We start from the raw sequence: 12,681 nt of genomic DNA on the forward strand, positions 1-12,681 counted from the left end.
GATGGACCCGCACACCGCCGAACGGCCGGGCCGCCGCCCCGCCGCCCGCCACCTGATCTCCATCGACGACCTCACCGACCGGGACCTGCGACGGATCGTCGCCCGCGGCGCCGCGTTCTCGGCGGGCACCGTCACCCACTCCCGCGCGTTGGACGGGCTGGTCGCCGGCATCTACTTCGCCAAGACCTCCACCCGGACCCGTACCGCCTTCTCCTCCGGGGCGCTGCGCGTCGGCGCGAGGATCGTCGCCTACGGTCCCGGCGACCTCCAGCTGAACACCGGGGAGTCCGTCGAGGACACCGGACGGGTGCTCTCCGGAATGCTCGACGTCCTCGTCGCCCGCACCGCCGGACCCGAGGCCGAGCTGCGCGGCTGGGCCTCCCAGGACCGGATGGCCGTCGTCAACGCGATGAGCGCCGAGGAACACCCCACCCAGGCCCTCACCGACCTCACCACCCTCCTGCGCCACTTCGGCCACGTCGAGGGCCTGCGGGTCCTGTACGTCGGCGAGGGCAACAACACCGCCGCCGCCCTCGCCCTGGCCCTGACCCGCTACGCCGGAGTCCACTTCGAGCTGCGCACCCCGCCCGGCTACGGGCTGCTGCCCTCCATCCTGCGGCGCGCCCGTGCCCAGGCCGAGCGCACCGGCGCCGTCCTCGTCGAGCGGCACGACATGGACGTGCTGCCCGAGGGGTTCGACGTGATCTACACGACCCGCTGGCAGACCACGGGCACCGAGAAGCCGGACGCGAACTGGCGTGAGATCTTCGCCCCGTTCCAGGTCACCTCCGCGCTGTGGGAGACGAGTCCGCGCGCCGTCTTCATGCACGACCTGCCCGCCCACCGGGGCGAGGAGGTCACCGCGGAGGTGCTGGACGGGCCGACGAGCATCGCCTTCGCCCAGGCCACCAACAAGATGCACAGCGCCATGGCGGTGTTGGAGTACACCCACTCCGGCACGGGCGACGCGACCGACCCGTCGGCGTACGCCGACGCCACGCACCTCGCGTCGGCCGTACGGTGACCCCGCCGCCGAAGACGGTCACGGACCCGGCGGCCTTGCCCTGGCACCTCGCGGAGGACGAGGCGCGCGGCGCGGAGCCCGCCGGCCCGGCCGCCGCGCCGCCCGCCGACCCGGCCGCTGTGGCGGTCCCGGCGGTCCCGGCCGCCGCAGCCGTGACACGAGCCGACGCGACGGCCGACGCCGAAGCCGCCGACCAGCCCCTCCCGCTGCGCCGCAACCGCGACTTCGGGCTGCTGTGGGGCGGCGCCGGACTGTCGCTGCTCGCCGGACGGGCCACCGCCGTCGCCTACCCCCTCACCGTCCTGTGGTTCACCGGCTCACCCGGCGACGCCGGCCTGGTCGGCACCGCCCTCCTCCTGCCGCAGCTGCTCGTCCAACTGCCCGGCGGCGCCCTCGTGGACCGCTGGGACCGGCGCCGGATCATGCTCGGCGCCGGCCTCGGTCAGGCGCTCGTCGCCGGAGCCGTCGCCGCGCTGCTGCTCAGCGGCCACGTCTGGCTCTGGGCGCTGCTGCTCGCCGCCTTCGTCGAGGGCACCCTCGGCGTCCTGCACCAGCTGGCCGAGCGGGCGGCGGTGCCCGCGGTGGTCCCCGTGGAGCAACTGCCCGCCGCCCTCACCGGCAACGAGGCCCGCACGCGCGGCGCCGCCATCGCCGGGCAACCGCTCGGCAGCGGACTCGTCGCCCTGGGCGCGTCCTTCCCGTACGTGGCCGCCCTGGTCGGCCAACTCGCCTCGGTGGTCCTGCTGTTCGGGGTCAAGGGCAAGCTCCAGTCCGAACGCACCGGGCCCCGCCCGAACCTGCGCCAGGAGGTCAAGGAGGGGCTCGTCTGGATGTGGCGCCAGCACTTCCTGCGGGCCGTCATGGCCGCCGTCGCCGTCTCCAACGTGCTCTTCCAGGGCCTCAACCTCGCCGTCATGACCGGCATCCAGGAGAACCACGGCTCACAGTTCCAGATCGGCGTGGTCCTCTCGCTCAGCGGGGCCGGCGGGCTCGTCGGCGCCATCAGCGGAGGCTGGTGGGCCACCCGGTTCTCGCTGCGCACCCTGGTCCTCGGCGGCCTCGTCGTGTGGACCGCGCTCATGGTCCCCGTCGCGTTCCTGCGCGACCCGTACGCCCTCGGCGCGCTCTTCGCCGCCAGTGGCTACGTCGGCGGCGTGTTCAACGTCGCCGGCGGGGTCTTCATGGTCCGCGTCGCCCCCGACCGGATGCGGGGGAGGGCCAACTCCCTCGCCATGCTGGTCGGTTCGGGAGCCATGGCCGCCGGTCCGGTGGCCGCCGGCTTCGCCCTGGAGGCGTTCGGAGCCACCCGTACCGTCCTCGGCCTGAGCGCCGCCATGGGCCTGACCGCCCTCGTCGCGCTGCTCTCGCCCGCCCTGCGTCGCAACCCGCTCGACGAGAAGGCCGTAGAGGCCTCCTGAAGGCTCCGGCGCGCCTTCCGCCGGACCCTCCCGGCACCCCCTCCGGGCCCCGCCTCTGACCTGCGAAAAGACCGATATAGGCCAGGTATGGCGGGGCCTGGGAGAGTACAGACATCGCACGACCGACGATCCGTCCGCACACCGCAACAGATCCCGAAGGAGCACGACGATGCCGCTCAACTCCATGGACCGCAGGACCCTCCTGCGGACCGCCCTGGGCGCGGCGGGCGCCGCTGCCGCGGTCACCGTGATCGGCGCCGGCCCGGCCGCCGCGCACGGCCCCCGCCGCCCGCGGCTGCCCGAGGTCCCGGGCATGGTCGGCGACCGCTGGGCGAACGAGTTCTGGTACGACTACGACGAGATGTCCTACTACACCCCGTCGGACGAGATGAAGGCGGCGGTCGGGGCCATCACCGCGCCCTTCGGCGGCTTCACCAAGTCCTACGACGCCTGGGTCGCCACCCGCCAGGGCGGCCGCTACCCGCGCAGCTGGATGGAGCTCATCGAGCCCAACCGCGCGCACTTCCAGGTCCTCTCCCGGGCCCAGAAGGCCGTCTACGACAAGTGGTACCGCCACGACCCGAAGGGCCTGATCTTCTCCTTCCAGGAGTTCGGCCAGGGCACCCTGTTCGACCCGCGCCGCCCGGCCGGCAACAAGGTCCACATGATGAACTACACGCCGCCGAACCCGACCCACGCCTACCACCGCTGGCACCCGTTCCTGCAGTCCTTCCAGCTGCTGAACATCGACCGGTCCTTCTGGGCGCACATCAACCGCCTCGTCGGCGCCGCCTGGGAGATCCAGTCGATCGCCAAGCCGGTGACGGACCGGGACGACAACAAGCACCTGCCGCGCCACGTGGTCAACAAGGTCACCGCGAAGTGGCTGGTCCGCTCCAACGACCGCGTCAACCGGGCCTTCGACGTCTGGCCGTACCCGGCCGACCTCGCCAAGTAGTCCGGCCGGCCCCCCACGCAGCAACGCTCCACGCTCCACGCTCCACACGACTCAGGAGGATTGGCACACCATGCGAGACACGACCGGACCTTCCCCCCGAATCGGCGTCTGGATGGTCGGCGCGCGAGGCTCCGTCGCGACGGCCGCCGTCGCCGGCGCGGCCGCCATCGTCGCGGGTGCCGCCTCCCCCGTCGGGTGCGTCACCGAAACTCCCCCGTTCCGTGACGTGCCCCTGCCGGCCCTCGCCGACCTGGTGTTCGGCGGACACGACGTCGTCGACACCCCCCTGTCGGTGAGGGCCGGCCAACTCGCCGAGGCGGGCGTCCTGCCCCACTCGGTCCTCAAGGCCCTCGACACCCCGCTCGCCGCCGCCGAGCTGGAGATCCGCGACGGCTCCGCCCGTCCGGGCGAGACGCAGTCCGAGACCGCGGCCCGCCTCGCCGCCGACATGGCCGCCTTCCGCGACCGGCACGGCCTGGAACAGGTGGTCGTCGTCAACGTCTCCTCCACGGAGCCGCTGCCCGAGCCCGACCCCGCGTTCCTCCACCTCGCCGCCCTGGAGGCCGCACTCACCGAGGGCTCGATCACCCTGCCCGTCAGCTCCCTGTACGCGTACGCCGCCTTCACCGCCGGCTGCGCCTACGTCAACTTCACCCCCTCGGCGGGCGCCGCCCTGCCCGCCCTGGAGGAACTGGCCCGCCTGCGCGGCGTCCCGCACGCCGGCCGCGACGGCAAGACCGGCGAGACGCTCGTCAAGAGCGCGCTCGCGCCCATGTTCACCCAGCGCGCCCTGCGCCTGCGGTCCTGGTCCGGCACCAACCTGCTCGGCGGCGGCGACGGCGCGACCCTCGCCGACCCGGCGGCGGCCCGCTCCAAGACCGAGTCCAAGCAGCGCGGCCTGGAGGAGACCGTCGGCCATGCCGTCCAGGGCACGACGCACATCGACAACGTCCCCGAGATGGGGGAGTGGAAGACCGCCTGGGACCACATCTCCTTCGAGGGCTTCCTCGGCGTCCGGATGACCATGCAGTTCACCTGGCAGGGCTGCGACTCCGCGCTCGCCGCCCCGCTCGTGCTCGACCTGGTACGCCTCGCCGCGCTGGGCGCCCGTCGCGGCGAGAGCGGCGCGCTGGCCGCCCTCGGCTTCTTCTTCAAGGACCCGGCGGGCTCCACCGAGCACAACCTGACCCTCCAGCACGAGGCCCTCACGGCCTGGGCGCACGAACCCGCCCCGGTGGCCGGCCGCGCCAATCCCCTGACGGGGGCCCGACCGTGAGCACCCCCGTGGACACCGTGCGGGCCGCCACCGCGCCGACCCCTGAGGCCCCTGCGGCCCCCGCCACCGAACCCCTGGTCCTGCCGCCCTTCCCGGGTCGGGCCTTCCACGCCCGGCGCACCCTGCGCGCCTACGCCGAGCTGGTCCGCGCGCCCGCCGCGATCACCGTCCCCGGCGACGTCCTCGCCGGGGCGCTGGCCGCCGGGCGCGGCGCGGGGGCCCGTACCCTCGGCCTCGCCGGCTCCTCCGTCTGCCTCTACTGGGCGGGCATGGCCCTCAACGACTGGGCCGACCGCGAACTCGACGCGGTGGAGCGACCCGAACGCCCCTGCCCTCGGGCCGCATCCGCCCCGGGCCGCCCTCGCCACCGCCGCCGCGCTGACCGCGGCCGCCTGGGCATCGCCACCCTCGCCGGCGGCCCGCGCACCGCCCTGCGCCGCACCCTGCCGCTCGCCGCGGCCGTCTGGAGCTACGACCTCGGCGCCAAGAACACCCCGTTCGGCCCCGCCGTGATGGCCGCCGCCCGCGCCCTGGACGTCCTCCACGGCACCGGGCCCGGCCCGGCCCGCCCCGCCCTCGTACCGGCCGCCGCCGTGGCCGCGCACACCCTGGGCCTGACCCGGCTCAGCCGGCACGAGGTCGACGGCGCACCGCCCCGCGAGGCGGCCCTGACGCTGGCCGCCTCCGCCGTGGCGGCGGCCGGCACGGTGCGCCGTACGACCGGACCGGCCCAGGCGGCCGCGCTCGCGCTGTACGCCGGCAGCCACGTGCCCGCGCTCGTGGCGATGCTGCGCGGCCCCGCCGCCGCGCCCGAGGTGCGCAAGGCCGTCGGCGCCGGGATCCACGCCCTGCTGCCGCTCCAGGCCGCCCTGGCCGTGCGGGGCGGCGCCCCCCGCGTCGCCGTCCCGCTCGCCGCGGCCCTGCCGCTGGTACGCCGCCTCGCCCGGAAGGTGTCCTCCACATGAGCACCCCCGACGCGCCGGCGCCCCGCTTCTCCTACGGCACCAACGGCCTCGCCGACCACCGCCTGGGCGACGCGCTGCGCCTGCTCGCCGACCTCGGCTACGCGGGCGTCGCGCTGACCCTGGACCACCAGCACCTGGACCCGTACGGCCCCGGGCTCGCCGCCCGCGTCGACGGGGTCCGGCGCACCCTGGAGGCCACCGGCCTGGCCGTCGTCGTGGAGACGGGTGCCCGCTACCTCCTCGACCCGCGCCGCAAGCACCGGCCCACGCTGCTGTCGGCCGAGCCGGAGGGTCGCGCACTGCGCCTGGACCTGCTGCGCCGGGCCGTCGACATCGGAGCCGAACTCGGCGCCGAGGCCGTCCACTTCTGGAGCGGCACGGCCGATACGGGCACCACCCGCGAGGAGGCCTGGCAGCGGCTGGTCGACGGCTGCGCCGAAACCGTCGACCACGCCGAGGCCGCCGGCGTCGACCTGGCCTTCGAACCCGAACCGGGCATGCTCGTCGCCGACCTCGCCGGCTACCGCCGACTCCTGGCCGACCTGGGCCGGCCCGAACGCTTCCGGCTCACCCTGGACCTCGGGCACTGCCAGTGCCTGGAGCCGCACCCCGTCGCCCGGTGCGTGGAGCTGGCCGCCGACCGGCTGGCCCACGTCCAGATCGAGGACATGCGCCGGGGCACGCACGAGCACCTGCCCTTCGGGGAGGGGGAGATCGACTTCCCGCCGGTCCTCGGCGCCCTCGCCGACATCGGCTACCGGGGCCTGGTCTCCGTCGAACTGCCCCGGCACAGCCACGCCGGCGCGCGGACCGCCGCCGACAGCATCGCCTTCCTGCGCGCGGCCGAGGCGCACCACCGCTCCCGACGGGCCACGCCGCGACCGTCCCCGACACCACCGGGATTCCCCCCGCTGCCCACGCTCCCCGAGTCCCCGGAGCGCCACGCGTCGAAGAAGGAGGCCGTACCGGCATGACCGCGCCCACCCTCGCCCCGCCCACCCTCGCCCCGCCCACCCCCGCCCCGCCGGCGCCCGCCGGTGCGTCCGACCACGCCGTCCACGACGCGCTGACCCTGCGCACCCTGGAGGAGTCCCTGCGCTCCGTCCTCGACCAGGAGCACCGCGTCCGGCTCACCGAGGCCGTCGCCGCCGTGATCGCCGACGGGCCCGCCGCCCTGGACCGCCGCTTCCCCGCCGCCGGACGTGAGTACGGCCGCGGCCCCCTGCCCGGCTGGGCCGACTGGTCCGTCGAGGACGCCGTACGCACCGTCCTGCTGCTCGCCCTGAGCCGCCGGCCGGGCGGGTCCGGCGAGGCCCTCGCCCGCGAGGCGGCCGACCGCTACGCGCACGGCGACGCCGCCGAGCGTCGGGGCGTCCTGCGCGCCCTGCCGTTCCTGCCGATCGGCGACCGCGCCACGCACCTGACCGACGACGCCGTACGCACCAACGACAACCGGCTCATCGCCGCCGCCCTGGGCCCCTACGCGGGCGCCCACCTCGACCAGTACCGCTGGCGCCAGGCCGTCCTCAAATGCCTGTTCACCGGCATCCCGCTGGCGAAGGTGGCCGCGCTGCACGAGCGCAAGGACGCCGAACTGGCCCGCATGGCCCACGGGTTCGCGGCCGAACGGCGGGCCGCCGACCGCGCCGTCCCGGCCGACCTGTGGGCCGTAGCCGGCCTCGACCACTGACGTCACCACCACCCCCGACCGGAGCCCGACCATGCGCATCTTCGACCCGCACATCCACATGACGTCCCGCACCACGGACGACTACCGAGCGATGCACGCCGCCGGCGTCCGCGCGCTGGTCGAGCCCGCGTTCTGGCTGGGCCAGCCGCGCACCTCCCCCTCCAGCTTCACCGACTACTTCGACGCGCTCCTCGGCTGGGAGCCCTACCGCGCCGCCCAGTTCGGCATCCGCCACCACTGCACCATCGGCCTCAACCCGAAGGAGGCGAACGACCCGCGCTGCACGCCCGTCCTGGACCAGCTGCCCCGCTACCTCGCCAAGGACGGCGTCGTCGCGGTCGGCGAGATCGGCTACGACACGGTCACCGACGCCGAGGAGCACGCCTTCGCCGTCCAGCTCGACCTCGCCGTCGAGTTCGGCCTGCCCGCCCTCGTGCACACCCCGCACCGGGACAAGGCCGGCGGCACCAGCCGCTCCCTGGCCGTCGTCCGCGCCTCGGGCATCGACCCGGGCTTCGTCGTCCTCGACCACCTCAACGAGGTCACCGTCCGCGAGGTCCACGACTCCGGCTGCTGGATGGGCTTCTCCATCTACCCCGACACGAAGATGACCCCCGAGCGGATGGTCGCCATCCTCAAGGAACACGGCACCGAGCGGATCCTCGTCAACTCCGCCGCCGACTGGGGCCACAGCGACCCGCTGCTCACCCGCGCCACCGGCGAGGCCATGCTCGCCGCCGGCTTCGACGAGGACGACGTGGACCGCGTGCTGTGGCGCAACCCCGTCACCTTCTACGCGCAGTCCGGCCGGCTCGAACTGGACGGATACACAGATGTACAGGCCGCGGGGCTGTACGCCGGCAACTCGATCGCCCGCGGCGGAAACTGATCAGGAAAGAGGAACCGCCTGATGCGCTTCCGCCACCCCGACGGCACCGCCGTCCACCTCTCCTACTGCACCAACGTGCACCCCGCCGAGACCCTCGACGGGATCACCGCCCAACTCTCCACGTACGCCGAGCCGGTCCGCCGGGCCACCGGCGCCGAGGTCATCGGCCTCGGCCTGTGGCTGCCGGTGGACGCCGCGTCCGCCCTCGCCGCCGACCCGGACGCCGTCGCCCGACTGCGGCGCGAGCTGACCGTCCGCGGCCTGGAGACGGTCACCCTCAACGGGTTCCCGTACAAGGGCTTCCACGCCCCCGTCGTCAAGCGGGCCGTGTACTACCCGGACTGGTCGGAGCCCGCGCGCCTGGACTACACGCTGAACCTGGCCCGGGTCCTCGCGGGGCTGCTGCCCGACGACGCCGAACGCGGCTCCGTCTCGACCCTGCCGCTGGCCTGGCGCACCGCCTGGTCGCGGACCCAGGCCGCCGCCGCGATGCGTCAGCTCGACGCGCTGGCCGTGGGCCTGCGCCGCGTCGAGGCGGAGACGGGCCGCGTGATCCGGGTCGCCGTCGAACCCGAGCCGGGCTGCGTCGCCGAGAGCACCGCGCAGGCGATCGAGGCGCTGAAGAACGTCGACCACGACCGCATCGGCCTGTGCCTCGACACCTGCCACCTCGCGGTCGCCCACGAGCGGCCCGAGACCGCCGTCGCCCAGCTGCTCACCGCCGGACTCCAGATCGTCAAGCTCCAGGCGTCCAGCGCCCTGGAGGCCGCCGACCCGACCGACCCCGGCGTACGGGAGGCGCTGTCGGCCTTCGCCGAGCCGCGCTTCCTGCACCAGACGCGGGAGGCCGCGCCCGACGGCGGCGAACTGCTCGGCTCCGACGACCTGGGACCGGCCCTCGCCGGCGCCCTGCCCGGCGAGGCGCCCTGGCGGATCCACTACCACGTACCGCTGCACGAGGAGCCGGCTCCGCCGCTCGCCTCCACCTCGCCGGTGCTGCGCGACGCCCTGCGGACGCTGTTCGGCGGGTCCCACGCCGTCACCGACCACGTCGAGGTCGAGACGTACACCTGGTCGGTGCTGCCCGAGGACGAGCGACCGGTCGGCGAGGCCGGTCTGGCGCGCGGCATCGCCGCCGAACTCCGCTGGACGGCGCGGGAGCTGTCCGCGCTCGGCCTGACCCACACCACCGGTCGGACCCACACCACCGGTCCGCCCCACACCGCCCCCGCCGCGCGGAAGGAGCCCGGCTCGTGACCACCTCCGATCGACCCGCCGCCCGGCGGAAGACGGCCGTCCTGTGCACCGTCGGCCTCACCCCGCGCCTGCTGCCCCACATGCCGAACCTGCGGGCCATCGGCGAACAGGGCTTCGCCGCCCCGCTCGACACCGTCTTCCCCGCCGTCACCGCCACCGTGCAGGCCACGCTCACCACCGGCACCCTGCCGCGCGAGCACGGCGCGGTCGGCAACGGCTGGTACTTCCGCGACCACGGCGAAGTCATGATGTGGCGCCAGCACAACGCCCTGGTCGGCGGCGAGAAGGTCTGGCACGCCGCCCGGCGCCGGGACCCGGACCACACCACCGCCTACCTGTGCTGGTGGTGGGCGATGGGCGCCGACGTCGACACCGTCCTGACTCCCCGGCCCGTCTACCACTACGACGGCCGCAAGGCCCCGGACTGCTACACCGTCCCGGCCGGCCTGCGCGACGAACTCACCGCCGCGCAAGGTGAGTTCCCGCTGTTCAACTACTGGGGGCCGACGGCCTCGCTGACCTCCACCCGGTGGATCGCCGGCGCCGCCCGGCACGTCGCGGACACCCGCGACCCCGACCTGTCCTTCATCTACGTCCCCCACCTCGACTACGACCTCCAGCGGTTCGGCCCCGACAGCCCCGAGGCCGTCCGCGCCGCCCGCGAGGCGGACGCCGCCCTCGGACCCCTCCTGGACGACCTGCGCGCCCGCGGCACCACCGTCGTCGCCCTCAGCGAGTACGGCATCTCCCCGGTCAGCCGACCCGTGGACATCAACCGCGCGCTGCGCCGCGAGGGCCTGCTGTCGGTGTACAGCCAGCGCGGCATGGAGTACCTCGACCCGTACACCTCCCGGGCCTTCGCCGTCGCCGACCACCAGGCCGCCCACGTCTACGTGGCCGACCCGATCGACATCCCGCGCGTCCGGGACGTCCTGAAGTCCCTGGACGGGGTCGACGAGGTCTGGGACCGCAGCCGGCAGGCCGACTACGGCATCGACCACCCGAACGCGGGCGAACTGGTCGCCGTGGCGGAGCCGGACGCCTGGTTCACCTACTACTACTGGCTCGACGACGCACGCGCCCCCGACTTCGCGCGGGGCGTCGAGATCCACCGCAAGCCCGGCTACGACCCGGCCGAGCTGTTCTTCGACCCCGCCGACCCGGCGGCCAAGGCGAAGGCCGTCCTCGCGGTGATGAAGAAGAAGGCGGGGCTGCGCGCACCGCTCCAGGTGGTGCCGCTCGACCCGAGCTGCGTGCGCGGCAGCCACGGGCGCCTGCCCGAGGACGACCGGGACGGGCCGATGCTGCTCTGCTCGGACCCGACCCAGGAGCGGGCCCGCTACCACGCCACCGAGGTCAAGGACCTGCTCCTGCGCCTCGGCGGACTGACCTGACCGACACGAAACCTGACCGACACGAAGGGGAGAGGAGGATCCGATGACCAGCCAGACCCTGGCCGCCGCCCGCGGCCCCATCGATCACACGAACCACACCGGTGCGCTGCCCGTGCCCGAATCGGCCGCCCGGGAGGCCGCGCGACTGAAGGCCACGGGTGAGGCACACGTCTGGTGGTGGCCGTTCGAAGACCACGTGGACCAGGCCGACTTCGACCTGCTCGACGAGGTCGAGCAGGTCCGCGCCCGCCGCTACCGCCACGAACGGGACGCCGCCGCGTTCACCCGCACCCGGGCCGGCGCCCGCCGCGCCATCGGGGAGATGCTGGGCGTGGACGCCCGTACGGTCGCCCTCGGCCGGCGCGTCTGCCCCGGCTGCGGCGACCTGGAGCACGGCCCGCCGGCCGTGGCGAGCCCCGCCGTAGGGCTCGCGCTGAGCCTGACCCGTACCAGCGGTTGCGGGGTGCTCGCCCTGCACGCGGGTGACTGGATCGGCGTCGACGTCGAGGCGCTGCGCCCCGTCGAGTCCGGCTCGTTGGCCAGTGTGGTGCTCGCGCCGGCCGAGCACGCCTACATCCTGTCGCTGCCGGCGGGCCCCGAGCGGACCGCTGCGTTCCACCGCGTGTGGACCCGTAAGGAGGCGGTCCTCAAGGGCGTCGGGCTGGGCCTGCTCGGCATCGACCTCAACGCCCTTGACGTGCGGCCCGGCACCCCCGGACCGCTCGTGGTGGACCACGGCTACCGGGGCGAGGTCAGCAGCTGGCAGGTCGACGACCTCGACCTCGACGGGAACTGGTCGGCCTCCCTGGCCCGGCCGATCGACGGCTCCCCGCTCGGCCCGATCGTGCGCCACCGTCCCGCCTAGCCGTCCCGAGCAACCGGACCTCCGGTTCACGATCCGCCCGGCCCGGACCTCCTCCCCGTGGGGCCCGGGTCGGGCCGGCCCCCTTCCCGCACGGCGAACCGACCCCTCACGGAGTTCCCGATGGCCCAGCCCGCCACCTCCACCGCCGACCCGGCCACCGCCCCCTCCGCCACCGCCCCCTCCGCCATCGCCCCCTCCGCCACCGCCCCGGACCGGGCCGTCCCCGCCCCCGTCCGGCAGGGCCCGCCGCACACCCCCGCCCCCGGGGTGCGCGCCGTGAGCGCCGGGCTGCTCCTCGTCGCCCTGCTGCTGTCCGCGGGCGCCCTCGTCGGCGGCGCCGTCCAGGAGTTCCTGGACCGGATGGCCGGGGTCTTCGCGCTGGTCGCGCTGTCCCTCTCCGTGATGCTGGGCCTCGCCACCGTCTTCCGTGACGTGCTCGCCCCCGGCCTGCGGCAGTCGGCCCAGCTCCTGCACCGGGCGGCCGGCCTGGTCGGCGTCGGCTTCCTGCTCGTCCACATCGGCGTCAAGGTCGCGGGCGAGCGGATCGCCGCGACCGACGCCCTCCTCGGCACAGGCGACCTCCTGGTCGACCTCGGCACCCTCGCCGCGCAGCTGTTCGTCCTCGCGCTCGTCACCGGGCTGTGGCGCGGCGTCTTCGCCACCCGCCGCTGGATCCGCCCCTTCCGCATCCTCCACGGCCTCGCCTACGTCGCCTGGCTCGCCGCTCTCGTCCACGGACTCGGCGCCGGCCGCACCCCCGCCCTGTGGGTCACCGTCTCCTACGGCCTCTGCGTCGCGGCCACCGCCGCGGCCCTCGCCCACCGCTGGACCCGGGGGCGCCGTGGCCGCTGAGGGCTCCGAACCACCCCCGCGTAGACGGTATTCGGCCGGAGGCACCCCGCCCCCGGCCGAAACGCGTACCTCCGGGCCTTCCCGGTAGAGGCA

The 12,681-nt window shown here is 74.9% G+C and carries 12 protein-coding genes; all 12 read left to right on the forward strand.

Features of this window, described 5'->3' with window-relative positions; all coding sequences use genetic code 11:
• Position 1: 1 nt before the first annotated feature.
• The 12 genes from M4D82_RS25620 (at position 2) to M4D82_RS25675 (ending at position 12,588) form a co-directional block, all read left to right on the forward strand.
• Positions 2-1,024 carry an ornithine carbamoyltransferase gene (locus M4D82_RS25620; protein ID WP_249768276.1) on the forward strand — a complete coding sequence of 341 codons (1,023 nt, stop codon included), beginning with the start codon at positions 2-4 and terminating at the stop codon, positions 1,022-1,024.
• The gene (locus M4D82_RS25625; protein WP_249768277.1) at positions 1,021-2,442 is read left to right on the forward strand and encodes an MFS transporter; all 1,422 of its coding nucleotides are present in this window, start codon (positions 1,021-1,023) and stop codon (positions 2,440-2,442) included. The genes M4D82_RS25620 and M4D82_RS25625 overlap by 4 nt, the downstream gene beginning before the upstream one ends.
• 169 nt (positions 2,443-2,611) lie before the next feature.
• Positions 2,612-3,400: a Tat pathway signal sequence domain protein gene (locus M4D82_RS25630; RefSeq protein ID WP_249768278.1), complete on the forward strand. Its 789-nt coding sequence runs from the start codon at positions 2,612-2,614 to the stop codon at positions 3,398-3,400.
• Between the two features lie 70 nt (positions 3,401-3,470).
• Positions 3,471-4,676, forward strand: coding sequence for an inositol-3-phosphate synthase (locus M4D82_RS25635; protein WP_249768279.1), 1,206 nt, complete (start codon positions 3,471-3,473; stop codon positions 4,674-4,676).
• A complete protein-coding gene (locus tag M4D82_RS25640) occupies positions 4,673-5,641 on the forward strand; it encodes an SCO3242 family prenyltransferase (RefSeq protein ID WP_349637091.1) in 969 nt (322 codons plus the stop codon). Before M4D82_RS25635 ends, M4D82_RS25640 begins: the two co-directional genes overlap by 4 nt.
• Positions 5,638-6,615, forward strand: a complete 978-nt coding sequence (locus M4D82_RS25645) for a sugar phosphate isomerase/epimerase family protein (RefSeq protein WP_249768280.1) — start codon at positions 5,638-5,640, stop codon at positions 6,613-6,615. The genes M4D82_RS25640 and M4D82_RS25645 overlap by 4 nt, the downstream gene beginning before the upstream one ends.
• Positions 6,612-7,331, forward strand: a complete 720-nt coding sequence (locus tag M4D82_RS25650; protein ID WP_249768281.1) for an EboA domain-containing protein — start codon at positions 6,612-6,614, stop codon at positions 7,329-7,331. Before M4D82_RS25645 ends, M4D82_RS25650 begins: the two co-directional genes overlap by 4 nt.
• A 31-nt stretch (positions 7,332-7,362) precedes the next feature.
• Complete coding sequence (locus tag M4D82_RS25655; RefSeq protein ID WP_249768282.1) at positions 7,363-8,220, forward strand: TatD family hydrolase; 858 nt, start codon at positions 7,363-7,365, stop codon at positions 8,218-8,220.
• A gap of 21 nt (positions 8,221-8,241) precedes the next feature.
• On the forward strand, positions 8,242-9,477 hold the full coding sequence (gene eboE / locus M4D82_RS25660; RefSeq protein WP_249768283.1) for a metabolite traffic protein EboE: 1,236 nt from the start codon (positions 8,242-8,244) through the stop codon (positions 9,475-9,477).
• Complete coding sequence (locus tag M4D82_RS25665) at positions 9,474-10,871, forward strand: alkaline phosphatase family protein (RefSeq protein WP_283844508.1); 1,398 nt, start codon at positions 9,474-9,476, stop codon at positions 10,869-10,871. Before eboE ends, M4D82_RS25665 begins: the two co-directional genes overlap by 4 nt.
• 43 nt (positions 10,872-10,914) lie before the next feature.
• The gene (locus tag M4D82_RS25670) at positions 10,915-11,736 is read left to right on the forward strand and encodes a 4'-phosphopantetheinyl transferase family protein (protein ID WP_249768284.1); all 822 of its coding nucleotides are present in this window, start codon (positions 10,915-10,917) and stop codon (positions 11,734-11,736) included.
• A 120-nt stretch (positions 11,737-11,856) separates the two neighbouring features.
• Positions 11,857-12,588, forward strand: a complete 732-nt coding sequence (locus tag M4D82_RS25675; RefSeq protein ID WP_249768285.1) for a ferric reductase-like transmembrane domain-containing protein — start codon at positions 11,857-11,859, stop codon at positions 12,586-12,588.
• The last annotated feature ends 93 nt before the right edge of the window (positions 12,589-12,681 follow it).

This window comes from Streptomyces sp. RerS4 (assembly GCF_023515955.1).
GTDB lineage: Bacteria > Actinomycetota > Actinomycetes > Streptomycetales > Streptomycetaceae > Streptomyces.